24 protein-coding genes are annotated in these 23,858 nt (G+C 62.8%); 5 read left to right on the top strand and 19 right to left on the bottom strand.

The window, feature by feature from the left end:
- Positions 1-77 precede the first annotated feature (77 nt).
- The 5 genes from L2Y97_RS13245 to L2Y97_RS13225 form a co-directional block, all read right to left on the bottom strand.
- Complete coding sequence (locus L2Y97_RS13245) at positions 78-719, bottom strand: hypothetical protein (RefSeq protein WP_247427265.1); 642 nt, start codon at positions 717-719, stop codon at positions 78-80.
- A gap of 356 nt (positions 720-1,075) precedes the next feature.
- Positions 1,076-2,386 (bottom strand): hypothetical protein, encoded by a 1,311-nt coding sequence (locus L2Y97_RS13240; protein WP_247427262.1) that lies wholly within the window; start codon positions 2,384-2,386, stop codon positions 1,076-1,078.
- Between the two features lie 2 nt (positions 2,387-2,388).
- On the bottom strand, positions 2,389-3,429 hold the full coding sequence (locus L2Y97_RS13235; protein ID WP_247427261.1) for a hypothetical protein: 1,041 nt from the start codon (positions 3,427-3,429) through the stop codon (positions 2,389-2,391).
- A 174-nt stretch (positions 3,430-3,603) separates the two neighbouring features.
- Positions 3,604-3,783, bottom strand: a complete 180-nt coding sequence (locus L2Y97_RS13230; protein ID WP_247427258.1) for a hypothetical protein — start codon at positions 3,781-3,783, stop codon at positions 3,604-3,606.
- Positions 3,784-3,914: 131 nt separating this feature from the next.
- On the bottom strand, positions 3,915-4,517 hold the full coding sequence (locus L2Y97_RS13225) for a hypothetical protein (RefSeq protein WP_247427255.1): 603 nt from the start codon (positions 4,515-4,517) through the stop codon (positions 3,915-3,917).
- A 503-nt stretch (positions 4,518-5,020) separates the two neighbouring features.
- Here L2Y97_RS13225 and L2Y97_RS13220 point away from each other — a divergent pair.
- Positions 5,021-5,452 carry a hypothetical protein gene (locus tag L2Y97_RS13220; protein ID WP_247427252.1) on the top strand — a complete coding sequence of 144 codons (432 nt, stop codon included), beginning with the start codon at positions 5,021-5,023 and terminating at the stop codon, positions 5,450-5,452.
- 99 nt (positions 5,453-5,551) lie between these two features.
- Positions 5,552-6,295, top strand: coding sequence for a hypothetical protein (locus L2Y97_RS13215; RefSeq protein WP_247427249.1), 744 nt, complete (start codon positions 5,552-5,554; stop codon positions 6,293-6,295).
- A gap of 2 nt (positions 6,296-6,297) precedes the next feature.
- Here the strand turns inward: L2Y97_RS13215 and L2Y97_RS13210 are convergent, their stop codons facing one another.
- The 5 genes from L2Y97_RS13210 to L2Y97_RS13190 all read right to left on the bottom strand — a co-directional run bounded on the left by L2Y97_RS13210 (position 6,298) and on the right by L2Y97_RS13190 (position 10,695).
- The gene (locus L2Y97_RS13210) at positions 6,298-6,687 is read right to left on the bottom strand and encodes a hypothetical protein (RefSeq protein ID WP_247427247.1); all 390 of its coding nucleotides are present in this window, start codon (positions 6,685-6,687) and stop codon (positions 6,298-6,300) included.
- A 1,270-nt stretch (positions 6,688-7,957) separates the two neighbouring features.
- Positions 7,958-8,182, bottom strand: coding sequence for a hypothetical protein (locus L2Y97_RS13205; protein WP_247427244.1), 225 nt, complete (start codon positions 8,180-8,182; stop codon positions 7,958-7,960).
- A gap of 87 nt (positions 8,183-8,269) precedes the next feature.
- Positions 8,270-8,551: a DUF3892 domain-containing protein gene (locus L2Y97_RS13200; RefSeq protein WP_247427242.1), complete on the bottom strand. Its 282-nt coding sequence runs from the start codon at positions 8,549-8,551 to the stop codon at positions 8,270-8,272.
- 350 nt (positions 8,552-8,901) lie between these two features.
- The gene (locus L2Y97_RS13195; protein WP_247427240.1) at positions 8,902-9,558 is read right to left on the bottom strand and encodes a DUF3606 domain-containing protein; all 657 of its coding nucleotides are present in this window, start codon (positions 9,556-9,558) and stop codon (positions 8,902-8,904) included.
- A 273-nt stretch (positions 9,559-9,831) separates the two neighbouring features.
- Positions 9,832-10,695, bottom strand: a complete 864-nt coding sequence (locus L2Y97_RS13190; protein WP_247427238.1) for a hypothetical protein — start codon at positions 10,693-10,695, stop codon at positions 9,832-9,834.
- 825 nt (positions 10,696-11,520) lie between these two features.
- Here L2Y97_RS13190 and L2Y97_RS13185 point away from each other — a divergent pair.
- Positions 11,521-11,688: a hypothetical protein gene (locus tag L2Y97_RS13185; protein WP_247427236.1), complete on the top strand. Its 168-nt coding sequence runs from the start codon at positions 11,521-11,523 to the stop codon at positions 11,686-11,688.
- 439 nt (positions 11,689-12,127) lie between these two features.
- Positions 12,128-12,628, top strand: coding sequence for a hypothetical protein (locus L2Y97_RS13180; RefSeq protein ID WP_247427234.1), 501 nt, complete (start codon positions 12,128-12,130; stop codon positions 12,626-12,628).
- Here L2Y97_RS13180 and L2Y97_RS13175 read toward each other — a convergent pair whose 3' ends face one another.
- The 4 genes from L2Y97_RS13175 to L2Y97_RS13160 form a co-directional block, all read right to left on the bottom strand.
- Complete coding sequence (locus L2Y97_RS13175) at positions 12,629-13,126, bottom strand: hypothetical protein (RefSeq protein ID WP_247427232.1); 498 nt, start codon at positions 13,124-13,126, stop codon at positions 12,629-12,631.
- An 85-nt stretch (positions 13,127-13,211) separates the two neighbouring features.
- Positions 13,212-15,467 carry a UvrD-helicase domain-containing protein gene (locus L2Y97_RS13170; RefSeq protein ID WP_247427230.1) on the bottom strand — a complete coding sequence of 752 codons (2,256 nt, stop codon included), beginning with the start codon at positions 15,465-15,467 and terminating at the stop codon, positions 13,212-13,214.
- 1 nt (position 15,468) lies between these two features.
- Positions 15,469-16,305, bottom strand: a complete 837-nt coding sequence (locus L2Y97_RS13165; protein WP_247427228.1) for a hypothetical protein — start codon at positions 16,303-16,305, stop codon at positions 15,469-15,471.
- Between the two features lie 130 nt (positions 16,306-16,435).
- Positions 16,436-17,029 carry a hypothetical protein gene (locus L2Y97_RS13160; protein ID WP_247427227.1) on the bottom strand — a complete coding sequence of 198 codons (594 nt, stop codon included), beginning with the start codon at positions 17,027-17,029 and terminating at the stop codon, positions 16,436-16,438.
- Between the two features lie 337 nt (positions 17,030-17,366).
- Here L2Y97_RS13160 and L2Y97_RS13155 point away from each other — a divergent pair, with 337 nt between their 5' ends.
- A complete protein-coding gene (locus L2Y97_RS13155; protein WP_247427225.1) occupies positions 17,367-17,753 on the top strand; it encodes a hypothetical protein in 387 nt (128 codons plus the stop codon).
- Between the two features lie 427 nt (positions 17,754-18,180).
- Here the strand turns inward: L2Y97_RS13155 and L2Y97_RS13150 are convergent, their stop codons facing one another.
- The 5 genes from L2Y97_RS13150 to L2Y97_RS13130 all read right to left on the bottom strand — a co-directional run bounded on the left by L2Y97_RS13150 (position 18,181) and on the right by L2Y97_RS13130 (position 23,835).
- Complete coding sequence (locus L2Y97_RS13150; RefSeq protein ID WP_247427223.1) at positions 18,181-18,642, bottom strand: hypothetical protein; 462 nt, start codon at positions 18,640-18,642, stop codon at positions 18,181-18,183.
- A gap of 323 nt (positions 18,643-18,965) precedes the next feature.
- Positions 18,966-19,334 carry a hypothetical protein gene (locus tag L2Y97_RS13145; RefSeq protein ID WP_247427220.1) on the bottom strand — a complete coding sequence of 123 codons (369 nt, stop codon included), beginning with the start codon at positions 19,332-19,334 and terminating at the stop codon, positions 18,966-18,968.
- Positions 19,335-20,196: 862 nt separating this feature from the next.
- Positions 20,197-20,937: an SDR family NAD(P)-dependent oxidoreductase gene (locus tag L2Y97_RS13140; protein WP_247427217.1), complete on the bottom strand. Its 741-nt coding sequence runs from the start codon at positions 20,935-20,937 to the stop codon at positions 20,197-20,199.
- Positions 20,938-22,230: 1,293 nt separating this feature from the next.
- Positions 22,231-23,250 (bottom strand): hypothetical protein, encoded by a 1,020-nt coding sequence (locus L2Y97_RS13135; protein ID WP_247427215.1) that lies wholly within the window; start codon positions 23,248-23,250, stop codon positions 22,231-22,233.
- A 54-nt stretch (positions 23,251-23,304) separates the two neighbouring features.
- On the bottom strand, positions 23,305-23,835 hold the full coding sequence (locus L2Y97_RS13130; RefSeq protein WP_247427213.1) for a hypothetical protein: 531 nt from the start codon (positions 23,833-23,835) through the stop codon (positions 23,305-23,307).
- Positions 23,836-23,858 lie beyond the last annotated feature (23 nt).

The following is a 23,858-nucleotide window of genomic DNA, read 5'->3' as shown; positions in this document are numbered from 1 at the left end:
CATCCGCACGTCGACACACGGCGGTCCCAAGCGTCTCTGGGGCAGTCCCGCCGCTTGTCCCTGGCACCATGCAGGCATCAGGCCGGCGGCTTTTCGACCTTGTGTTCCTGCGCGGTAAAGGAAAAATCGCAGCCATCGTCGTCGATTTGCGTCATGTCGAGATGCCAGTCATAGCCACCATCGGTTCCGCCGACCCGCTCGCCGACCGTCATGCTGTGGGCCTGGTTGCCGACCACAACGCTGCAGGCGCCGTACGCCAGGTATCCTCTGACACCCAGGAAAAGCTCGTTCGGGATGAGGTAGGCGGAATGAGCAAACTCGACTTTCAAGTGCTTGCCGCTGCCTACGAGCTTGGCAATTTTGCTGGTCAGTACGTCGCGCTCCGCCGTGCGGTCGGATAGCACGCGCTGCAGGTTTTCGATTTCCGTTTTTCCGGCAGCGAGTTGTCCTTGCAGGGCATTGAGCTGCATTGGCAGCGCCTGGAAAGCAGCAAGGCTCTGGCGCTCCGAGGCGGACAATTGCAGGGCATTGGCCGCGTCGCCGAGTTGCTGGATGCGGGCCGGCAGGTTCAGCTCCTGGCTTGCCTTGTAGCCGGCCAGCTCGTTGGACTGGAAATACACGGCAAAGATCCATGTCCCAGTGATGCACGCCGTAGCAACAGCGGCCATCTGGGCAAGTAAGGTCGGTGTGCCGGCACCGGTCTGGAAGGGTCGGTTCATGGATCGTGCTTGAGGGGGACGGGAGTTTATCGGCACCGGGCAGGAATTCTTGATGGTACGGGCGCGTGGGCCCTGCGTGATGTATGCAGCTGGGTGCGATCGGCACTGCTTCCGCGTTAATCTCCTGAGTGGAACCGAATTCACGCGGACGTGCATTGCGCATGGAAAGCGCGGGTACCCGGAGACTTGCGGGAGGCGGGTGACCGGGTCCGCAACTATCTGCTGCCGCCGCGCGCCGGCGCATCACGTTGACGAAACACCCGTCGCCAATCCCGCTCATCTGCACCGGACGAACAACCGATCCCTGGTCGATGGGAAAAGGCGCCTGGATGGCCAGGCCAGCGAGGGGCGAATCGCTAGGGCTCTCCCGGGAATGAGGCTATCGACCAGACGACCACCAGCAACATGAGCGCGGTCAGTAACAGCGAAATCCTGGCGATGCTGCCGTACGCGGCGGCGGCGTCCCGGGCAGGAGTGTCAACAAGGCTCGCGTAGCTGTCCGAGGAAATGAATCCGTAGGTTCGCGGCTTCCACTGCAACCGTATTGCGTCTTGCAGCCGGATTGAGCGAAAACCCGACCATACGATGGCCGCAACGTACGCAGACGCGATGACGGCAATGGCCCCGATGATGCGACCGTCGGCCCTAGTGCCCACCTTGGCGGCAACAAGGCCGACGCCCACAGACAGTGTTGTGGCAACGGAAGCCACCAGCTGGCGCGTGCTGTCGGCAACCTTGGTGGACTCATCGAGAACACTTTTTCGAAGATCCGTCAGCATCTTGAGCGTGTCACTGCTGAGCTTGGACATGCCAAGATCATAGGCAAGGCGGGCACCGTCAAGCGATCGGGCGAACGTGTCGGAGCTTGCTGCAATTGTCCCATCGACTGACGAGAACCGTGCAATTTCAGCGGACATCAGCGGATGGCGCATTTCCGTTTCCGTCGGCGTCTCGTAAACCCAGGCCGCGCACGCCTGGACGGCCAGGAAGAACCTCTCGTCGACAATGCCGGTGGGGACAGTCAGCAAGCCGCGCGGCGGTCCCTTGAACACGACGGCCGACGATCCCTGATCCACTTCGTTGCCGAGCGCCGTCAGGCATTGCGACGTGGCAACCGCTGCCCAGCGCGGGAAGATCGCGTCTTCGAGCCAGATGGGAGTCGAAAGCACCCAGGGAGCGATGGATGCTGGTGCAAGGCGCCGGTCGCCGTACTCGCGGACAAAGGACCTCGGGCTTTTGAGAACACCACTCGGTGTCGGGTGGATGGCGGCTGAGACGGCATCTTCCCACGGCAATAGCGTAAGGCCGTGCGCCACCACCGGGGCGCTCAGGCCGGCAATACGGACAACGCTGCGGTCGCTCGTCTCAAGCAGCAGGGGCTCGATCGCACGGACGGTGAGGATCCACCCAACGTCTGCCGTATCGTCCTTGGCGATGCTGATTCGGTATGGCCCTCCGAAGGCATCAATCTCGCCAACGTCCAGGTCATTGTCTGCACTGTCGACAATGGCAAAGCGGCACCCTGCGATGGTCGCCAGACCAGCCATCGAGCGGGCAATGTCCTCATCCAGGCCCGAGACGAGTACGCTGCTCCACGTTTCGCGGGCGAGGCAGTTGCCTTCCGCTTGCACCGCATTGATGAGCGCACCGAGGTCGGGCATGGACATGGTCAGCCAACCTTGGTCACGGTTTCCCGGACCGCTGCATCAGTCTCGATGGTGATGGTTTCCCCACCACCTGGTTTCTTCTCGCGGCGCACGAGCGTCTCGCCTGCGCGCTGGCTGTAGCGGACGACGACGCCTTCCTCGGTTTCGAGCTTGACTGACTTGGGCGTCTTCAATGCGGAAGGGTCCGGCTTGAAACCGAGCCCGTGCAGTCGCGCGGACTCGAATTTCCGGTCAACGGACCGGCCAACGGCGCTCTGCAGTTTCTCATCGTCCGGGTTGCCAAGGACGCCGAGGAGAATCTCCCCGACGACTTCGGCATCAACCGTGGGGCGAAGCCTCAACGCGTTTTCGAACTCACCCATTGCAATGGCCACCGAGCGGTCGCCCAGATTCGCTTTTTGCTCCTGGAGCACGAGCCGCGCGACATTCAAGACGGCCTTGGTCAAGTCAGCATCCGTGCGTTCACGGGACACGCCGAGGAAATCGTAAAAGTAATCGCTCAGTTCTGGCGCAGGGCGCATCCGGTCCCGCGCCGCGACCGAGGCTTGCACACCGTCGTCCGTCGCCCGGATGAGACAGATCTTCTGCACGGCTTTCTTGTCGGTCACAAACGCCTGGACAAGTTTTCGCAGCTGCTGCTTTCCCTTTACCTGCCGACGGACCACCGCCTCGCTGTAGTCGTATTTGATGAGACAGTAAATGCGTGAACCGTCCGCGACCTCAAGGTCGATGACGAAGAATGCGCCGTCGCGGCTCGTGGCCACATGCGCGGTGTTGAAGGCGCGTGCGAGGCGCTGCGCACCCTCCTCGAAGGGAAGGGTCCCGCCGGTCATGCTCTCAAGCAGCTCCCGGGTGGTGCTTCCGTCAACGAAGGAAAAGATGGCATCAGCATCGTTCTCGACGATGCGGGTCAGAAAGAACGCTTCCTCCGAAACGTCGTCGAATGCTTTTTCCGGGACAAAGTCGGTCAACGGCACGCCGACGACGTGAAGGCTCATGGCCTTGATGGACAGCCCGCTCTCGTCATGTCCGAGAAATCCCATGTCTCCTCCCTGTGGTGTGCTGGCCGGCCCCGGCGCCACTCATTGAGCCTTGTCTTGATCCCAAAGCCTGCGACTGCGGCCGGGTGCTGGCGCGGACAATAGCATGACCACAGTCCTTCCCCGGAGGGGGCGTTCGGCGACAGACGCCACCGTCCCCGCGGCTACCAGATACGCTCAGCGCTTCGTGTAATCGCGTCGGGCAAGGTAGGGCATGACATAGGACATCCCGGTGGCTGCCTCGAAGCGGAGGGTAAAACGTTTGACGGGCGTCTTGCGCACACCAGGGGGAAACGGCGCTGGATACTTGAGGCGGGCCACGTCGTCGGGCCCGACGCGCACGTCGGGGAGCGGCATGCTCGTCTCGTCTGGGAACAGGTGGAGGGGCACGGCGGCGACCGACGCAAGGAAGTGGCCCGCCGCCCGCGACGCTGCACGAGCGGTCGGCTCGCCCGTGGGCGGCACGTCGCCGAGCGAAAGGGCAGATTTCAGCGCAGCAGCGGCAAGATAGATGTGGCAAGCATGCAAGCGGAGGTCCCGGTTGAGGGAAAACGCGGTGTTGGGTGCATGGAGTGCGGTGTCTTGCCCGATGACGCCACTGCCGGCGGGAGCTTCGAGCGTGTAGCCGACCATGCCGCCGCCAGCCAGAGCCCGTAAACGGTGCGCAGCATGCGGTGGCGGTGCTTGATGTGGTTGATGAGCATCATCACGTGCGCGTGGTACTGCGCGATGGACCTGCGGAAGGATGCAAACATCCGCTCACGATCCTTGCCATTTGGTGCAAGGCACACAATGACGGACCGGCAGGCCTCTAGATAGCCTGCCAGCGAATGCAGGAACGCGAGCAAGGTATCCCGGAGTGCCGCATCCTGCTCATCGTGCGTCGGCGTTTCGTGCGACGAGACTGCCTGTCTTGCCTGGTTGGCAAGGCGAGCACCGGTCTCGACCACGCGGACGAACACCCGATGGAACAGCTGGCCGGGCGGGAGAAGATCGTGCTCGGCATGCATCGACGCACTGTTGTCAACGGCGTTCAGGGCGTGGAGCACGGGTGGATCGAATCCGGTCAGCGGTGAGAGTTCGGTTTTCAAGGCTGCTCCATACCGGTGCGCCGATGGTCTGCTGATGGGATTCTCTGTCAGGGCTCGCCAGTGTTCAACGTTGGAGCGATCCCGAACTCGATGACAGGGCTGCCGTGATCCCCTCCCGGAATTGCAGTGTCGGGCCATGGCTGTCGGACGCCAATCCCCCGCCAGACTCATCTCTTCGGGTGTGAAAAGACGCATGTCTCCCGTTCTAATGTCGCTTGAAACCGATCTGTGAAGAGCTTTGGGATCAGGGATTTATCCGCAATCGGGTCCGTTCCATTTCCGGACCCAACCCTGTGAATTTCCCTCCCAATCCTCATCCCAGGAGAACACTAAGATGCGACCCCAACCTCTGTTGAACCCATCGCGCAACGCCCGGAATTTCGGCCCATCCCGCCTTTTTGTGAAGACCATCGACGTCTTCACGGGCGTCGTCACGCACCCATCCGCTGGTCCCCGGACCCGTGTCTCCTGCACCTGGCCCCCCGCACCGGGGAGGACCTGACGTGGACATTCTCCATCTCCAGCATCGCGCCGATCCGTTTGGGTCTTCTGACCCGGGCACGGTCATTGCACTCGGCAACCTCCAGCCCATCGGCCGCACGGTCCTGACCTTCCTCGCCATCGACCCAGGCCTTGCACGCGACGTCGAGCGCGACCGTCTGCGCACCTTGGTCAAGCTTGTCATCGCCAATCCATCGAACGACCTCATCGGCATGGCGTTCAATGATCTGCGAAAGATGTGGAAGCGGGGCTTTCCCATCCCGGCCTTTGACGATGACGCCACGCCCATGGTCGACATCGACATGGCCCGCGCCCTCGTGACGGACTTGCGCACGCGTTACCACACCTGCTGGCCAGACGCGGTGTGGGAGGAAAAACATGTCCGTCGTGTGCTGGTGCTCTGCGGGTTTGATGGGGTGGGGGAGGGCCCGTGACACGTCGGGTCGGGCCATCGCTACCCTCCATCCTGACCTGCACATCGCGCGGCTGCTGGTGTTGGTTGCGTATGACGTGTTGCCCGGGGCAGCGTGACAATGGCTGAGTCGGCGCGCACCGGAACGCGGGTCGCCCCGGCCGACTGGCGTCCCCATTGCCCACTGGACGACGTGGCGGTACGAATCGAAATGCCCTGCGATCCCCTTGCGAGCAATGGATTTCGATCGACCTGGTGGCAGGAGGACCGGACACCCTGTTTTCTTTCAGAGGCGACGCTGCTGTCGCTGCTTGGCGCGGCTGGTCGCGACCTGCGGCGTCTTCCCCCGGAGCATGCGTTGCAGCCTGGCCAGGCGATCGTTGTCAATGCCGGTCATATGGATAGCCCTCCGCATTACTTCACGGACATGGATGACGTCAGGCGGGGTACCGAGCGGGAATGGGCCGCACGGCTCTGGACGTTCGAGCTCGTGTACCGCCTTCGCAGAACGGTACCATCGATGGACGCGGCGGATATCGACGACATTCGCGCCGCGCTCGACATGAACAATACAGGCTCCTGCTTCAACGTTCCCGGCTTCATGTCGGCATGGGCAAGGTGCGTATTTGGTGAACCGGCCTGGTTGCTCCGGCATGATGGCGGATACCTGAGCGAGAGTGGATGGCGGGCTGCGTCGAGCATCATGGCTGTGCACATTCCCGAGCTTGACGATGTCGATGGAATGTCGCCACGTCATCCTGGTGTTGCCCATCGTCTCATCGACGAGATCAACCGTTCCACCGCCGAGAGGTTTTCCGCATTGTGGCCCTCGACGCAACACGCAGGCAGACCTCGGCGGCTGTAGGTTCAGTGCCTTTGCCCAGGAGGCGTCCAGTCCATGTCTTTGATTGGAAGCCCCGACAGGTCGTCGCCTTCCTCGCCCACGAGCACGACGCCGGTAAACTTTCGCGTCACCATTGCCTGGTCAGCCACGAAGTAAAGGGTCATCCAGCCCGCTTGGCCCGCCATTTCACGAAGAAGTTCTTCTCGCGCCTGCTTTGCGTCGTCCTCCGAGCCATGTGGGTTCCCACCATAATTCTGGTTGGGGCCCTTTAGCCGGAAGACCCGACGTTCCAGCCTCTTGCTCTGATTTCCATTCATAACCTGTACCGTCCATTCGGTAAACGCGACAATGACGACGCCTTGCACGCTCGTCACCGTGTCGACCTCGATGTGCAGATACGTGCCATCGATCATGGGCTGTTTCTCCTGACAGGTGAATGATTCTTGCGCTGGCCGTCTGGTCGTTGACATTTGGCCGCCTGTCACGCTGATTATCCATGTCTGCATGCCCTTGTCTGTAGGGGAAACCAGACACCCGCTTGACAGATGCCGGACCCACGCCAGGATGGTGAAACAACCCAAAGAAGCTCCACGATGTCAGGACGACATTCCGCACCCTTCGGTGCAACCGAAACCCTCTTCCGTGCCTGTGCAGCACTCGACCATGCCGCGATGACCCAAGCGCTGGAATCCGGCGCCGACGTCCATGGTGTCGATGGTCAGGAGGACCATCCGCTGGGTGCCTCATCCGCGCCTGGCAAAGCGCGAACCCACATCCCGACCCGACATCCTTTGTCGAACTGCTCAGTCGACATGGCGCGAACCTGTCGCGCCCCGGGGCCGGCGAGTGGGCAGGGCACGCCATCGGCCGTCTCTGGTGTATCGACCGTGAGGCCGTCCTGCTCGATGCACTCAGTGCGGCAGGGATGGACTCGGACGACGACATCGATGACGGTGAACTCATCACGCGTGTGGTGTGAGACCGGGCACCAAACCTCCTCGCCTCGCTCCTGCAAAGTCCGCGGGATCTCGCCCCCGACGCGACGGACGAAGACGGGCTGACCGCGCTCCATGCGCTCGTCGACGCAAGACGCTCTCATCACGAGACCCCGGACGACACGATGGACGCGATGATGACGGTGCTCTTCGAGGTCTGTGCCTAGGGTGACGTCCCGGACATCTACGGGCAAACCTCGGTCGAGGTTTGCCAGCGAGGAGCGCCGGAACTCTTCGACGCGTGGCGGACCTCGGGCAGGTTCGGCGCACCATGCACGAGGAGTCCGCCTTTGACGCATCGCAGCCGCCGAGGTCACTTCGGCCGAGAAGGCCGCGCAGCAGCTCTGCGTGTCGAACCTCCGGGCGGGTGCAACCGGCCCGACAATCGGTCGCAGCAGCCTTGCGGTGGGGCCGCCATGTGGCGGCCTTGGGCTCTTCCAACAGGATGCGCCGATGATGATTGAATAACACGCCGCGACCGCCTGCCCCGCACGACCGGGACTGCAGCTGACACCCCGGCCCATCAAGGTCCCCGGCCGCAAGGTGATCCGCTGGCGCCTGGAGGCCGCCGCCGATGGTTGGTGCGCAGTGCCCCATGCAAAGCGCGGTCACCGTGGGTGAGGAGGACCGGCAGCGGTATCGCTGCCGCTGCCGGTCCCATGGGTGCCTGCGAGGAGGGTCCGCCGTGTCAGCGGCAGTCGGACTTGCGCCAGTGCGCCGGATTGGGACGCTCCTGCCGGTGTCGTTCACGGGCGACATGGACACTGTAGCCCTGCTTGCATGCCCAGGTCTCCGCTTCGCGCTGCGTGTTTGCGCGGTGGACTTCCTGCTCGTGGACGATGACCACATGATGGGTGACACCATGGGTCTGGTCGGCCGATTTGGGGCGGTATTCAACGAATGCGTTGGTCATGTTGGTGCAACCTCGAATGACTGGATGATCGCGGGGCGGGCATCACCGTTTTTTTTCCACGGAGATGCCCGCTGTCGGTTCAGCGTTTCAGATGGGGCACTGGTTCAACGCCAGGAGGTTGTTGTTCCAGTCACCGTCGGCGTAGGTGCGCAGGTACGCGGGGCGCCCACTCGGACGGACGACACCGACCTCCGAGCGCTTTCCTGTCTTCGGGTCTCGCACGAAGAAGGTGTTGGTCTTCGCGTCGATGCTGCGGATGACTTCCTCGCGCGACCACTTCCACCGTGGCGGGTTGCCCACGTGGGTGATGTGCTCGTGGGGGCTGTCGGGGTGGGGCTTGGTGATACAGGTGATCTGGCAGTCAGCCATGGCAATATCCTCGGCATGGCCCGGCCGGGTCCCGCTGGGACGCGTGCGTCAGGGCATGCACTTGACGATGGAAATTGCGCTCAGCATTCAGGGCGGATGGCCGCATTCGGACACGCACCAGGGGCACGTGGGAGTGTGAAGATCGCTGGGTTGAATGTTGAGTCGCCCGCATGGGACGATGGGCTCGGACATGAAAGCCAAGCCGTCGTCCGGCGTTTAGCTTGCTGCGGCGCGATTGCCAGTCACTGTCCTACCTCCTGGGGCGAGCAGACCGTTCGCCGTATGGGGCGCCTCTCAAAGCGCGTTGGAATGAACCCGGCCTCGCTCGCAACGAGGTCGGGTTTTCATGTTCATGGCCGTCCCTTCAACCCCCATCCGTCACGGCGGTTCGGGTCGAACCGCTCATCGCGGCTGAGCAGGGTGCTGAGGAAGGCCGACGGATTGGCGCCCTTGGCGGCGATGCCGCGCACCTCAAGGAACGACAAGATCTCGTGCAGGGAACGCCGTCGCCCATCCGCCAGCAAGCGGTAAACGGTGTCGCCAATCTCGGCTGACGATCCCTGCGGTGCACGGTAGACATCGCGGACAGGCGGGCTTCCGACCCCGCCGTCCCGCCGATCCTGTACGGATCCCCCTTCCGCCGTGACTGTTAAGGTGTAGAGGTCGGCCCCTGTCGAGCCAGCTGCTGCATGCATCCGCTGGTTGCGCTGCGTGCGCTGCAACTGCGCGAAGCCTTCAAGAAACGACACGATGCTGCGTCGCTCCTCGCCGAGCCGCTCGACCAGGACTTCAATCTCGTCGAGCCGTGCCTTCATCTGGTCGACGTAGGCGCCCATGGGCTCGCGGAAGGCTGCCAGATACTGCCCGACCGCCTCGGCATCGGTACCGACGGTGCGCATGGCGGTCAGCAGCGAATGAACCGATACCCCAAACTCGGCCGCCCACGCCTCAGCATGGGCCTCGGTGGGCACTTCGATCTGGGTAGGTTTGCGGAAGTGAACGGTCATGGTCCGATATCACGCTCAAAGGCGTCTCATGTCAATGCGAACTTTTCACATTTTGAGATAAGCCTGTGCATGAAACTTGAAATGAGTCTATTTTTCAGAGACTTGTGATATATGGCGCGAATGCTGGCGGGGTTGAGCTAGGTTTGAACGCCGGTGACCGCAGTCCGGGGCCGTGCTAGTCGGGAAGCGTTCGGAAGAGCGGAGCGGTAGATGCCGGTCGCCACCATTCGGGGTTGCTTACCAAGGGGCTGACTCCGGCAGCCATCGGTCCACTCAATGAGACGGGCAAGGCATCGGCTCGAGCGATGGCGCACCGGGCTTGTCGACCACAACAAGGTAGCGATTGTCTGAAACGCGGGCGGAGGGCCGCCGGTCGGCGCCGCATGCGGGTTGGTTCCAGAAGTCAAGGCCCACGACAATGGCAAGGCCCGTGTTGCGTAGCCAGGAGGGGCGGGAAAGGTCAGGGAGCGTGACGGCGCTGCAGGTCGCAGCCACGGCACACGCAATGAGGACGAGGCGGACACCCTGGGCGCAACGGGCGACGAACTGGCCGTGGTGGTCATCAGTGTCCCTTGTCAGGGTCCAGGCCATCGCGGGCAGAACCATCAGTGTGGCGACGACACCGATGACCACCGCCCAGGCGAAGGGTAGACAGAAAAAACCGATGACGGCGAGTGCGCCGGGAAACTTCATCGGATCCTCGCCGGTCAAATCAAAAACCAGCCGGCGTGCAGCTGCGAAGGCAAGGGCCGTGATGAGGGCGGCGAACAGCGTCTTGAATCCCCTGCCGGCTGTGCGTGCCCACTGCAGACGCAAGGCGGCCATGCCCATGACCAAGACATCCACCATCGCGATGACCACGCCGACGGAGGTCAGGGTGTCGACAGCGGCGCCCTGGGCAAAAGGCGACAGGCCTGTCGCCGGCGAGAGGATCGCAATGAGAACAACAACGATGAATGCCTGCCACGCAAGCGCCATGGTGGCCGACGGAGCAACGGCTCGCCGCATGCGCCGGATGGCGAGGTATTTGCGTGCACGCACATGCCGCCCGACAAGTTTCCACTCGTGCCGGGCCTCACCCAACAGCTGCAGCCACCCCGCACCAGTGCCTTCGCACAGCAGGACGAACAGGCCCACGGCAGTTGCCAGTGCGCCAGAGCGTGGAAAGAACCGCAGCAACAGCAAGCCCACGATGAAGAGGAACAGCCCGGCAATGGTCGTACGACTGGGTGGCGCAGCTTGCATGAGAACCCCTGTGATCCTGGATGACGCATCCGTGTGTGGGGCACACTACGACGGGGCAGTCTCGCCGGATGAGATGCTGGCGCATCATGCATCCGGCGCCGTTGCTCCGTTCAAGCACGGCAGCTGCTGCGCCGGATGCGCCGGGAGACAGGTTTATATCCAGGGTTCGTCCCTGGGCACCATGCGGCAGGCGACATGCACCGGGCATTCGATCATCCCATCTCGCTTTGCCGACGCGTCAAGATGGTCCAGCTTGAGCCGCATGAGATGCAAGGGGCAGGAATCGGTCCCGGGAAGGGCGGGGAAACCGTCTGCGCAGCACGCATTCATACGTGGACAGTGCCCTCGCGCCGGGGACCGGCGGACCGCTCACCGGGACGCTTGAACCGATGCACGGCACCCCTGACTCAGATGCAGGCGAATCTTGGATTTACCTCGCGGACGATGTCGACACGGCCGTCGACATCCTCGAACAGGAATTGCACAGCGACCCGTCCGGCGCGTTCCGGTTCTGGGCTCTGCCCGGAAGGTGGCGGTCGACTGGGTGCCCGGCACCTGGTTTGGCGCCTTGGAATTGTCAGCACAGAGCCCCATTCTTCCGTCCGCCGAATTTCCGGCGACAGGGGCAACAACAGTGCAAAAGATCGTCGAGACCTCCGCAGACAGCTTCAAGTGCTTCGACCTCCCGTCACTGCAGGCGTTTTTGCCACGCGCGCCATGGCCACCCCCATTCCCCATGGCATCAAGTATGAGTTTGCCGATGGCCTGGTGGTCAACTGCTATGCAACGGGCAGCGTGACCATCCAGGGACAGGAAACGAAGGGGGCGCTGCCCAACGATGTGCGCATGTTTGTCGAGCTCACCAACAAGAGCAAGACCGGCTGAGGCGCGTGCCCTAGGGTGAGGCCGCCCCGGCGTTTGTCGAAACCCGGCAATGGTCGCGTCCCCGCCCACGGGGCGATGAAACCGGGACGGCTGCTGGCGGGAGGGGGGGAATCAGCGCCGCATCCTCCCGCGCAGCGCCCTGCGGCGGGTCTATGGATGCCGTCGGCAACCGCCCGCTCTGCGGCCTTGCTCCTCGTGGCGGGTGTGACCGGGCAGCGTGAGGGGCGCGGAATGTAGGCAGTCGCGCGACATCCTGTCGCCAGTCCATAGCCTCCTGCCTGTTGACAGCGCGCCAGACCAGGGTAGATCTATGTCTTTGGGAAGGGCGGCGTGCCGCCCGCGACACCCGAACCGTGAATCGCATTGATTTCCAGAATGACCTTGAGGCCATTGGCCTTGCGTTCGTCAGACTTCCGAGGGCATCGGAGCCTTGGCGCCGATGGCGACTGCAGATTGCAGGCCCGCCGGGGCCTGCCCCGGCGTCACCTTCGCGTCAGTTGCCGAGGCGATTGATTGGTGGCGTCGGTACACCGCCGTCGTCGCCCTGCGCGCCTGGGTGGCCGAGGCACTGACGGTCCTGCTCGAATGCAGCACCTCGGAGGAACTCGACGCCATCCGTCGGGTCTTCGACAAAGGGCGACAATGGGGCATTGACCCGCCCGATGCATTGCCGTCGGCGCTCGCAGATGCCTTCGAGCTGCTGGAATGCGCCAAGGCCCCACCCAGCCTCGGCTGGGGGACACCTCGCATGCAAGGATCAGGGTGGCGCCAGTGCGCGCAGGAGGTCTGGCGGAACTGGCGGCGTCCCGATGGCTGGGCGATTGGACCATTCAATGTGGGTCGTGAATGGGCCCGGACACTCATCGACGGCGAGATTTCTCGTCGAATCGGGACGTTACCCGCAGCGAGCGCTCCTGCGCGATCCAACCGCCGCCTGTAGTCAGAGACGGACCCGGCGTCGGGCCGGCGTCGGGTGTGCGGCGGACTTGGGTATGCCCAGTCGCACCGCCACCTCGTCGGGGAGGTCACTGCCCGCTACCTCAGGCGGTCGCGCACCGGGCAGCTCGCGCCGGAATTCCGCGACCTCGTCTGCGTCGATTCCAACGAGGTCCATGGCGGCATCGGTATCGACACTGCAGGCTCGTGCGGTGGTGCTCGCTACCGTGGGCTTGTTCGACCAGTCCACTGTGGCCATCGTGGTCCACGCCTGGAGGACTGCCGAAGCAGCGGGATACCATCTCTCGAGATTTGAAATCACCGCACGGTGGTGGGCTGTCTTGTACGCCTCAGCGCGCTCGACAGACAGCAACTCATCAATGGCTGCCAGCGGGTTGATGTGCAGGTGAGGCGAACACGCAACCCCGTTCCAGCACAGGAAGTAGTAGGTGGGTTCAATATCCACGCCCTCGCCGTTCTGGCGTGGCCTGATGGCAACCACCAGGACGCCGGTAAGTGCGCCCCGGCCAAAGTTTTAGTCATGACAGGTCTCGGTGGTGAGTGTGTGCGTCGGGGAACGGCGTACATCAGTCGGGAAAGTCCGCGAGCTCATCGATATGGTCATTGGCAAGTGCGCGGGACAGGAGAGGTGCATGCCCGCCCCCTTCGCGCGTGGCATAGAACTCCAAGGTGTGCTCCGCTCGGCTCGCGCCAAGGTAGACCTGGGAAGCGAAGTGCCGACGGGCACTCGAGGTCATCGGCCCCTCGGGAACCTCGTCTTTGTTGACGTCGATGAGGAGAACCGTGTCGAACTGCAGGCCCGCGACATACTCCGGCATGCTGAAGATGAATTTTCTTGCGCTGCCGAACGAGCCGCTGGCATCGTCGCGCGATGCAATTGCCGTGAAACGGTCGCGCTGTTCGCTCCGCGACAGGTAGCGGGAGAAATGACTCGGGCTCAGGCAAAGGACGGCAATCCGGGCGCCAGGTTTGGCGTCCGCCTGCAGCTTGCGCGCACGCGCAAACACCTGGCCGTAGACCTCGCTCGCATTTTTAAGCGTGTAGAGCGTCGGTGCGGGGCCGTCCGGCAACTTTGAGATGGCAGTGTAAGGCACCCAGTCCTCGCCAAGGTTCTGGCCGGGGAACTCCGCGTCAATGGCGCGCAGGGTTGCGGCAATCTGCGGGGTATAACGGAAGGCATCGGCAAGTTCAATCTTGCGCACCTTCTTCAATTTTGCGTCCTTCCACAGATCGAGCGCGCTGGCCTCCATGCTGGGCAGTTGGAGGAAGGTGTCGCGGGGCGACTGCTTGGCGTCATAGGCAAGGTACACCCGTGGCGCCTCGTCGATGTTGCGAAGCAGGTGGCTGAATATCATCCGTTCCTGCCGGTTGAAAAGATGCAGCTCGTCGACAAAGATGGCGTCAAAGCCCTCCTTCGTCTGCAGGGCCTCCCACCGGAAGGTTTCCAGGTAGCCCATGTAGTCGGTGACCATCTGGTCGAGCCCGATGACCCCGTTGCTGCGCAGCTTGGCGCGGAAGAGGTCGTAGAGCGCAAGGACGACCTCACGGTCTTCCCGTTTGGGTAGCTCCCACATCCATGACCGTCGACGGTTGTTGTTTGCGTACGCCTGCCGTCGCGTGGTATCGGTCCGGATTCCGTCCGCGTCAAGGACGCAGGCGAATTCGTTGAGAATTTCCCACAGGAAGAACCGGCGTACTGCTGAGTCCCGGTCTGCCTCGATGTATGACCGCAGGGGAGGGGAGCACGCACTTTTGAATGTTACCCAGTTGCCGCGCACAAACTCGTCGACGGCGTCGTTGAGCAGGATGGCTTGGTAGTCCCGTCCATCCTGCCCGTCAATGGAGATGGGGGAAATGTCCGATACGTTGTAACCCATGTGGGCACTGGCCAGATCGTAGATGGTCTGCACCGACAGGCGTGGTCGCTCTCCCGTCAGAAGGTCGATGCCGGCATCGCCCTCCATCGTCAGGATCATCTCCTCAATCTCTTCGACTGTACGGGTCGCATGCGTCAAAAAGAGGATTCGCTCGAACTGCCGGGCTGGAGGCTCGGCACGCAGCATCCGAAGGCACTTGACCACGAGAGTGCGGGTCTTGCCGGTTCCTGCGGCGCCGAGCAGGCGAAGCCCGCCGTCGTCCTGGTTATCGACGAACTCTCGCTGCGCGGGTGTAAACCAGGTGTCGTACCACTGGGTAGTGCTCTGGTGCGGATTGTCATTGGGAAGGCGGCCATCGAGGCTGAAGGTGCCTTCGGCATCAACGGCTTGGCCAGCGACCGGTGTGGCGAGGAAGGCGGGAAGCAATCCCAGCGCCTCATTGACGAGCGCCTCATCGGGCACGAACGTGGAGATGTCCCGGACCCCGCTTTTGTCGAGCAGGAAGGCGAAGATGCGCTTGCCGCCGCCGTCGATGCGCAAGACGATACGCCCGTCCTCGCTTCTGCCGCCCCCTTCGCGTCGCACGAAGCGGTCGGCGTGGAAGGACAAAAGATTGCCGTGGTGGAACGGCTTCCACGCCTGTGTGATGGCGCGGGACCGGCCTGAGGCTATGCGCGCCGCGGCCTTGACGATACGGCCAAGCGCTTCCCCGCGAGCCGGTATCGACGCGACGGCAAGGGGGCCGTCGGGCGCAAGGGAGATGGTCAGCAGGGCGTCTCCGGATTGGTAGTTTCCCGAGACGACAAAGCCGTGGTCGTCGACAACACCACAGCGGATGGTGTCCGTTCCGTCCGGGAGACCCAGTGCCTCGACGATGGCATCGAGGTCAAGCTGATGCGCCGACGCGGCGTCCATCGACTTTTGGTCAATCGTTATCGTTTTCATGTCAGATCCATCCGCACTCGAGGATACTGGCCTTGCCGCTGTCGCGTCGCACCTCGTATTCGGTCGGCATGCCGATTCTCGAATAGAGGTTCCCGAACGCCTGGGTCAGGGCATATTTGTAGGGGGCAATCAGGCGCCCCACGCGCACGCGGTGATGGGACGCGACTGCATCCGAACTCGCGTGAACGACATGCTCGGTGTTCGTCGCCACCAGCTCCCGCAGCAGAACGACTGCCGGGGACACGTCGTATCCGGGTAGGCCAGGGAGAAAAAATACATCGTCAGGAAACTTGCTCTGGCCACCCGCCTTCTCCAGCAGCGCAGCAATGGCCGTGGCTCGGCTTTCGGCCTTGACCGACGAACGCAGGGCCAAGCAGCGCTCGAAGGCGTCTGGCTGGTCCATTTCTGCCCGCAGGCCGGCCTGGATTGGTCCAAACTCCCGCGTGAATCCGGCGTGCGACCCTTCTGGCACGTCGAGTGCATCAAGGATGGCATGCATGTCCTCACGACGGAGCCAGTCGAGTGCGGCGGCATCCGAGAGTGTGCTGTCCTGACCGAGTTGGGCGCTGTGCAGGGCGCGCAGCCGCGCGCCCAAGCGTTCACCGTAGGCCTTCAGCAGCTTCAGTCGCTCGCTTTCGGCCCACGTGTTGCGGACATAGTCCGGGTACCAGACCAGCCTCAGGCACGCGAGATGCGTGCCGAATTTGCGTTGGGCGATGTCACAGTCGGCCGTTACCACGATGGACATGGCCGCCGGCTGGCCGCCACGTGGGGGCCTTTCCATGAGGATGTCGCCTTGCCGTACCTCTTCATCTTGTGGAGGAGTGCTCCATTCCATCGGTTCTGCTCCATGGGTTTCGCAAGACATCGGCCGGGACCAGCGGAACTTTAGTGCGGCGAGTCGGCCCGGTGGGTTTACGCAGGAACTACTGTGGATTCTGTGCGACTGTGGTGCAGCAGGGCGGCAATCACGAGTTCCACAGTAGAGAAGATGGTCGGATTTCTGTCGCGTTTCGATGATTGGCGAAGGCTGATTCCCGCAGACAGCATCGGGTGCGGGTGGTGCGATCGAGTGCTGCAAGAATTGGAAGGCAAATCGCGGGAATGTCCGGTCTGCCTGCACGACGAAAGGCAATTGGCGGCACTGAAAGATAAACGCCGCGACTCGGCCGCGAGCGACAGCAGGAATCGGTTGCATCGGGTACGTCGGCGTCGCGGCGCCTGTCACCGAAAGCGGCGCCTGTTATCTTTTCGGTTATATCCAGTACGGTCAAGGGCTTGTGACAGTCCTTGGCACAGGTCACCGCAGCACGCTTGACGAATGGCCAGGGTGCTCCAGGATGGTGTATCCCCAAAGAATGCCATCCATGTCGTCCGGTGACCATCTCCAGTTCGATCTCCTCCAGCACATCGCGGGTGTCATGGACCTCCGCTTGTCCGAAGCCGTCCACACTGCGCTCGGGTCGGAAGCCGGAAACGTCGACGTCATGGTCGACGAAGACCTCGATGCAGTGGACGTGTGCGCCACCACCGCCGACCGGGAGCGCAAAATCCGGGATCACGCTGGTCGCCTGGTGCAGGCACGGGCCCGCGTCGTTTCAATCAGTCGGTGGACGACCGACCCATCAGCCCCGGTGAACTTCTCGACAGTCCACGGGACTCCACCCTGCGTGACAGGAGCGCCTCAATCGCCGGAACCTCGACGGGTCGCTCCCGGAGGCTGTTGGATATCGGGTCGCAAGATGGCTTTGGCCGCGGACGTACAGCACCCGGGCGTGCCGGCACGTTCCTCCGTGTACCGCATGAGCCACGCCAGTTCCGTGACCAGCGGTTCGCGGCACGCCCGATATGCCCGACAACACCGGATTGCACCTTCCCTAATCAGACAAGTGAGTTGTTATGGCCACCAGAATCCCTGCCGTTGAAACCTTCCAGCATGTCGCAAAGTCGATGAGGTTGCGCCTGAGTGAACCAGGCCGCTCAAAGCGCGGTAAGCTCGACGGAACCTGTTTTGTGCTTGTCGATGAGGACAGGGACGCGGTGGCCGTGTGTGACACGCTCCGGGACCTCACCTTGGAGTTCCGGTGGCGAATTGTCCACATACTGACGGACCACGGACCGGAGCGCTTTAGGCTGGCGATGGCGAATGGTGTAATGACGCTTGAAGAGTTCCTGGCCGTTGCCGGCGACCTCCCGCCGGCGTTGGGGGCACCGTTTGAGCGTGGGCGGCTGGAGGCCGCAACACCGGGTGCCACAAGCCCGGTACTTGCCGCCAAGCGTTTGTAGGGCGCCCCGGGCGTGCTGTTTGACGCCGGCGATTGCGGCTTGCGATGCCCTCCAGAGCCGCCTTCCAGTCAAGCAGTCGCCGTTCGAGGCTGGTCGGCAGCTGGAGCAAGTGCTCCGACTTAATGGCTTGACCCAGGGTGATCAGGTTGATACGACCTGTCCGACATCATTCAGGAAGGCCAGTTGCCAGGGACCTCTCAAGCCGCCCTAAACCGGCCTTCGGATAGGGGGAGTACGTCGATACCCGTTTCGTCCACCAGCAAGAAAAGCACGCCCTGGAGTCTTCTCTGGGGCTGGCATTCCCTCGGGGCTGCAGGCAGCTGGCGGATGCGCTCCAGACATGCCCGACGCGCAAGCCGACTGATCCGTTCCCCATTTAGGCCTCGCCGGAGTGACGTCCCGTTCTTGTGGCTGCGCACACGGTTCTTCACCGCGCGTGCGCTCCAGTCGGCATCCCGGAAAAAGGGGGCAAGTGGCGCAGGGACGGCGTCACAGGTTTGCATGAGTACATTTTCCCAGGACCATGCTCCGCCAGCTGATTGCACAGCGGTTCAAACACGCCCGACACAGTGTTCCCGTACGGGCCGCCCAGGACGTTTCCATGCCGGTCCGCCCACTCGACCAGCGCTTCGAGTTCGGCCGTCGGCGCCGTTTGATAGTGCTCAAGCACAAGGGTCAGGCAGCGGTCCTCTGCGTCTTGGACGGCAGAGGTAAGTAGCCACCAGTGCCACAGTGCGGCGCCGGTGGGTCGGTGACACCAGCTCCCGAGCTCACCATAGGCGACCGACCTTACCGACCAGCCCTTGGCGGTCTTGTCGTCCCCCATGCCCTTCGACAGATACAGCCCCATGGATTGGAGGTAATCATTCAGACGGATGACGGTGGGCACGGGTACACCTGGGCGGGAACTCCATCCTGGCTTCTCCGGGCAAATGGCAATCCATGCCAGGCCGATTGCCTCCCCCCGCGCAGTCGGCGGACCCACGCCCGATGTTGGTGACGCAGCCCCTGCGTGCCCGCGTTGACTGACTTCATCCGTCAATCGGCGGGAGCGTCCGGATGGTCGACGTTGCACATTCCGCGCATCACGCGGGTTGTGCCGTTCGCCACGCCTGGACCGGCCTGAGAGTCCAGCAATACCCCCTTGGCATCTGAGCCACACCGCCGGCCGCAGCGGTCCCCGCCTGCCGTCGGCGCGCCCGCACGTCCTTGTTACCAAGTCTTGGCATCCGAGATGAGGACGGTGTAGTCGGTCATGCCCGGCTGGTAACGGAACAGACGGCCCAGGTCGAAGTCAACGGCCTTGCCCGGTTCGATGTTGGACGTCCCGGCGGGCCAGCCCTGCTTGCTGGCCATGACCTTTCCCGAAGCGTCCTTTGCATCGATGCGGACCTGCGCAGCCGCTGCTTCCGCGCAGTGGTTGACGAGTTGGCCCTTCATGCTGAAACGTGGTTGGCCTGACCCTTGCTGCAACTTGACCGCGAAGGCTTCGATGTTGAAATCCTTTGCGGTGCAGGCTGCGAGGGTGGGGCCGGACGCGATGCTTGCCAGAATGGCGACAGCAAGGGGCAGGGTTCTCATGGCTTGCCTCACGGGTGACCCAACCGCTGGGCCTGTACCGGCTTATCGGCGGGGCCGGCCGGCGCTTTAGCAAGGCTGTACCGCTATTCGTGTTTGCCGCCGCCCCCGGGGCTACAGTGGGGCGACAGGCTGCCCTGTCGAGTCGGGCGCTCATCCAGGGTCAGCTTGCCCCGACAGGCGGCGGTGGATCGCGTCGTCAGTCGGCTCTGACAGAGGGCCGCAATGCCCAGTGGTTGCTCACTGTCGACACAGTCGGTGACAGCGCCCGTCGACGGCTTCGGCTGGACCGAATTGGTGACCCTGCGCCACGCTTTCTGCGTCCCTTTCTGCCTGATGTTGGTGTGATGGGCCTGACGGTTTCATCCAGGCCTTGAGCAACAACGGGCCGACGCGCTGCCGACGACGGTGGGCGAAAAAGGCGTCCTCGTCGCTCGAGGCGTTTATCGCCAGCGCTGGGCGTCGTCTGGCGTTCGGTCACGTCGCTGGCGTATAGGTAGGCTTCTGTTGATGTGTTGAGCGCCTCCGTTGTTCTCGCGCAGTTGTCGCGACGCGCGGCACAGCTGTGGATCAAGCCGAAGCCCGAAGCAAACGTGAGCGCATGAAGCCGCAAGGACCCGTGATGTCCGTCAGGGAGGACTGCGTGGTCTTGAGAAGAAGCGGCGCGCCGCACAGGCGACGTCGAAAGTGCCATCGGCGGCGCGTCATGCCAGTGCTCGGCTTGAACATTCGCGAGAAATGAATGCGCGATGCGTCGCATTCGCCCGAGGCAGCATGCGCCCCACGCCGACGGCCATCTCGCGCGCCATTTCGTGCCTGGCCGCCCGTAGCCGATGGGGCGTGGGCCCCCTGGACTCGTGGTCCTTCACGCGATGGCACCACCGTCGACGGTTAGCGTGGTGCCTGTGATCATCGACGCGGCTGGGCTGGCGAGAAAAGCAACGGCATTTGCGATGTCGCGCGGCTCTGCGAAGCGCCCCAGTGAGGTCAAACCGCGCTGAAACGCTGCTGTTGACCCGTCGGCAGGATTCGCGTCCGTATTGGTCGCGCCGGGTTGCACGAGGTTGACGGTCACCCCGTGTGGCCCCAGTTCGCGTGACAGGCCCCGCGTGAACGATGTGAGCGCGGCCTTCGACATGGCGTATGCGGTGTTGCCAGGAAAGGGAACGCGCTCGCCCAGCGCGGAGCCGATCACGATGATCCGGCCGCCACCGGGCAGGTGCGGAATCGTCGCTCTTGCAAAGAGGACGGGCGCGCGCACGTTCACGTCCATCAACCGCTCGTATTCGTCGAGATCAATGTCGGCGATCAGGCCGACATGGCCGACGCCTGCGCTGTTGACCAGGATGTCGATTCCCCCCAGACCTGCCACAGTATCGTTGACTGACGTCGATATCGCGAAGGGATCGGCACTATCTGCCTGAATCGCCACGGCGCGCCGCCCTAGGGCTTTCACCGAGTCGAGCACCTGTTGCGCCGGGTTCGCCGAGCGCTGGTACGTGATTGCGACATCGGCGCCATTTTCTGCCAGCACCAGTGCTATGGCGGCACCGATGCCTCGGGAGCCGCCGGTAACGAGTGCGCGCTTTCCGTTCAAGTCGATCATTGATCAGTCTCTGGAGTTGTAATGGCTTTTGCATGGTCGCGACCATGCATGGTCAACAGCGAACCCTGGGCATCACAACCTCGGCCGTCTTCGACCCGAAAGTGGTGTGTCGAGCATCTTGCCGCGTGCAGGCGGGATTGCCTTTCCACTTTTGTGGGTTGTCATCGTTGTTGGTCGACTCACTTGGGCTCTTTTGCGGACACGGTTGTCGCACGTGCACGAACGGAAGTGGCCTTGGGATCATCGGCGACGTGGCCAAATCGAGTGTCGGAAGACATGGGAAGGAGCGACGTGGACGTCGAAAACGCGTCGGCAAGATCGCATTCAACGGGAGGCGGAGGTATGCCAGTGGCGGTGTCCGCCGTGCGCTGACCAAAGCCATTGCTGGTCCGGTGACGCAAGCCACTTGGTCGGTCCTGTCCATTGCAAGGCGTGGCGGGGCGCGCGGGTCGGCGTGTGCCGGGAGCCGGCGCATGAAGAAGCTACTGCTCCAGAAACACGCGACGCCGCTGACCGCCGAATGAGAACCGGGGTTGGCACGTTGAAGACCTTTGCGGTCTTGGCCAAGCCTGTCGTTTTGTTGACCACAATGCGTGGGTCGCGGCTGATGAGATCGGGCAAGGCAGGGTTGGTAATCGATCAGGATGGGCACCGAATCATCAGGAAGAAGCTGGGAGTCGAAGCCATTGCGGTAAGTCATCCCCGTTCCCTTGTGCCAAGGTGAAAGTCTTCAGTGACGCCCGCTGTCATGAGCGTCGCCTTTGGCATTATGGGTGTCGCAAGAACTTGTTCGGTAGTCTCACTCTGAATGCAACTGTGTTGCTCATCCGGGAACGCTCATGCATTATCGGAGAACGAAGAACGTTCGCAGAGGTTGCCGATGCTGGTGGGTCATACAAGCGGCTTGCCGCTTGGACATGTGAAAGTCCGTCGCTGGTCGCCGGATTTACGGCTCTGCGTGGGGTGAAATGGCGATTGATCGTCCTGCCAGTCGGACTTGAAGCGCGGATGGACGGCGCTATGTGCACTCAGAAATGTGATCCCTCTCAGTGGGGAGGTTCACGAAAGGCGCCCATCTCGAAAAGCATACCGGCTCACCACATACGACGCTGGCCACGAACAGAAGAACCTGTTTACACGCCTTGTCGAATCCTTCGTCGCGGCGGCCCGGACACTCAGCTTCACGAGTACGTCCGCGCGGGTAGTTATATTGCGTAGGGCGCCAAGCCACGCCATGACGGCCCTGGACCGGTGGTCACGGTTGCCGGGCTTCCATCGGTATTACCGCAGCTGTCACCAGATCGTCCCTGCGTTCGCACTTGTCATCGAAGCACTGTGCGGCCAGCCTTGATCCTTGCAACAACCTTGTTCCTCAAAAAGGCGACCGCTCGCAAGCGAGGTCGCGAGCTGCTCGCTTGCTTGGCCACCCGCTGCCCGGTCCAGGAGCGCGGAGAGCGCCGCTCGATCCCCAGGCCCTGCCCAGCCCGCCTTGTGTCCCACCAGGGTTTTTCCACGAAAGACGTAGAAGGTTGGCGTGTCAAACGAATCAAGCAACGGCCATTCGCCCTGGCTGTTCATCAACACCACCGGCTGGTCGCCCAGCTCCCGCTGCCAGTCAGCCGTCGCTGTCATATCCAGTTTCTGCCCGGGTGGCTCAATCCAGATGATATGGCCGGCGAGCCGATGCGAGAGTTGCCCATCGGCGGTGATATCGCGGGAGGCGTTCCGTGAAAAGTGGCACAGGGGGTGTGACACCACCAGGACTGTGAAATCGTCCCGCAACCTGAAGGGGCGCACTTCCAGGCGACGACCGTTCGGGTCGGGCACAAGAATGGGGGTGTCGGCCGCCCGCGCGCCCGGCAGCCAAGCGACGTCCGGGATGGATTCAAATGCTCCGGGAGACGACGTCGACAGCCGCTTTGCTTCGTCAAAACGGCGCAGCATGACCAACGCCCTGAACAGATAGTCGGTTTCGACACGGACGTCTGCTTGATGGGCAACCAGCACGTTCCTGATTAGATAAAGGTCACCAAGGTGCGATGGGCTATCGCTGTAGTAGATGACGTAGAATGCCGCAAGGAACCACGCACGTAGATCCTTATCGGGCAGCGCGCTGGCTGAGGACGGGGTGGGTCTGCCGTGTTGGTCGTAGAGGGTCGTCAAGTGCGAGGCCTTCTCCCGGTCGGATGCCGCCGGGCTGCGCGCTGCAGATTGCAAGCGGTCGAGAAGCTCGTTGGTGGTGCCGGCCAGCGCTGATCCAGCCACCAGGCACGCAGCCAATGCGCACAAGGCGCGGAAAAGCAGAGGATTCATTCGTTTCTCCGAGAGAACCATGGCCGCAACATTGGCGGCCATGGCATTTGCCGCTCAGCAGCCACGCATGCAGATGTCATTTATCGACTTCGAGCACGTGTGCGGGTGGAGGCACGCATATCCCTCGTAATCGTCACCGACCCCTTCGGCCGGCTTCACGAGGCCAAGTGCGCTGTCCGCCTCGGTCGGGCCGGTCTTCGGGCCCGCCACCACTGCCGCCAGGCGCTGCGCGCCGAAGAGACTGAGGACCTGGTAAATCTGCACCGGTGTCAATTCGTTCCGAAGGTCGGCGTAATTGAAGCCGACAAGGCCGTTGTCGTTGAACTTCAGTGAGGACAGGAACCGCTTCTGCCCCTGCGGCGACAGCAGACTCAGCGGTGATTGCGCCTTGGGGGTGAGCGTCGTATAGCGATAAAGGTCATCTTCGCTATGGATGGGCGCAGCTGCCCGATCGACCAGAATCTGGGGGGAACTTCCCGTCGGTGCTGGGATATCGCTCGCCCGGGCGAGAAGGCTTGTGCCAAACAGGGCGATGGCAACCGTGGCGCTGTATCCGAGACGCTTCAGGCTATCTAACGTATCCATGTTGTCTCCATGATTTGTTTGCC

This window comes from Luteibacter aegosomatissinici, from assembly GCF_023078495.1.
Lineage (GTDB): Bacteria > Pseudomonadota > Gammaproteobacteria > Xanthomonadales > Rhodanobacteraceae > Luteibacter > Luteibacter aegosomatissinici.
This window is presented reverse-complemented; position numbering and strand designations above follow the sequence as displayed.

What these genes read in the sequence shown, in the direction of transcription:
- L2Y97_RS13245 (WP_247427265.1), bottom strand. Translation starts at nt 719, where the DNA reads ATGAACCGACCCTTCCAGACCGGTGCCGGCACACCGACCTTACTTGCC.
- L2Y97_RS13240 (WP_247427262.1), bottom strand. Translation starts at nt 2,386, where the DNA reads ATGTCCATGCCCGACCTCGGTGCGCTCATCAATGCGGTGCAAGCGGAA.
- L2Y97_RS13235 (WP_247427261.1), bottom strand. Translation starts at nt 3,429, where the DNA reads ATGGGATTTCTCGGACATGACGAGAGCGGGCTGTCCATCAAGGCCATG.
- L2Y97_RS13230 (WP_247427258.1), bottom strand. Translation starts at nt 3,783, where the DNA reads ATGCCGCTCCCCGACGTGCGCGTCGGGCCCGACGACGTGGCCCGCCTC.
- L2Y97_RS13215 (WP_247427249.1), top strand. Translation starts at nt 5,552, where the DNA reads ATGGCTGAGTCGGCGCGCACCGGAACGCGGGTCGCCCCGGCCGACTGG.
- L2Y97_RS13210 (WP_247427247.1), bottom strand. Translation starts at nt 6,687, where the DNA reads ATGATCGATGGCACGTATCTGCACATCGAGGTCGACACGGTGACGAGC.
- L2Y97_RS13205 (WP_247427244.1), bottom strand. Translation starts at nt 8,182, where the DNA reads ATGACCAACGCATTCGTTGAATACCGCCCCAAATCGGCCGACCAGACC.
- L2Y97_RS13200 (WP_247427242.1), bottom strand. Translation starts at nt 8,551, where the DNA reads ATGGCTGACTGCCAGATCACCTGTATCACCAAGCCCCACCCCGACAGC.
- L2Y97_RS13195 (WP_247427240.1), bottom strand. Translation starts at nt 9,558, where the DNA reads ATGACCGTTCACTTCCGCAAACCTACCCAGATCGAAGTGCCCACCGAG.
- L2Y97_RS13185 (WP_247427236.1), top strand. Translation starts at nt 11,521, where the DNA reads ATGGCCACCCCCATTCCCCATGGCATCAAGTATGAGTTTGCCGATGGC.
- L2Y97_RS13180 (WP_247427234.1), top strand. Translation starts at nt 12,128, where the DNA reads ATGGCGACTGCAGATTGCAGGCCCGCCGGGGCCTGCCCCGGCGTCACC.
- L2Y97_RS13170 (WP_247427230.1), bottom strand. Translation starts at nt 15,467, where the DNA reads ATGAAAACGATAACGATTGACCAAAAGTCGATGGACGCCGCGTCGGCG.
- L2Y97_RS13165 (WP_247427228.1), bottom strand. Translation starts at nt 16,305, where the DNA reads ATGGAATGGAGCACTCCTCCACAAGATGAAGAGGTACGGCAAGGCGAC.
- L2Y97_RS13155 (WP_247427225.1), top strand. Translation starts at nt 17,367, where the DNA reads ATGGCCACCAGAATCCCTGCCGTTGAAACCTTCCAGCATGTCGCAAAG.
- L2Y97_RS13145 (WP_247427220.1), bottom strand. Translation starts at nt 19,334, where the DNA reads ATGAGAACCCTGCCCCTTGCTGTCGCCATTCTGGCAAGCATCGCGTCC.
- L2Y97_RS13140 (WP_247427217.1), bottom strand. Translation starts at nt 20,937, where the DNA reads ATGATCGACTTGAACGGAAAGCGCGCACTCGTTACCGGCGGCTCCCGA.
- L2Y97_RS13135 (WP_247427215.1), bottom strand. Translation starts at nt 23,250, where the DNA reads ATGAATCCTCTGCTTTTCCGCGCCTTGTGCGCATTGGCTGCGTGCCTG.
- L2Y97_RS13130 (WP_247427213.1), bottom strand. Translation starts at nt 23,835, where the DNA reads ATGGATACGTTAGATAGCCTGAAGCGTCTCGGATACAGCGCCACGGTT.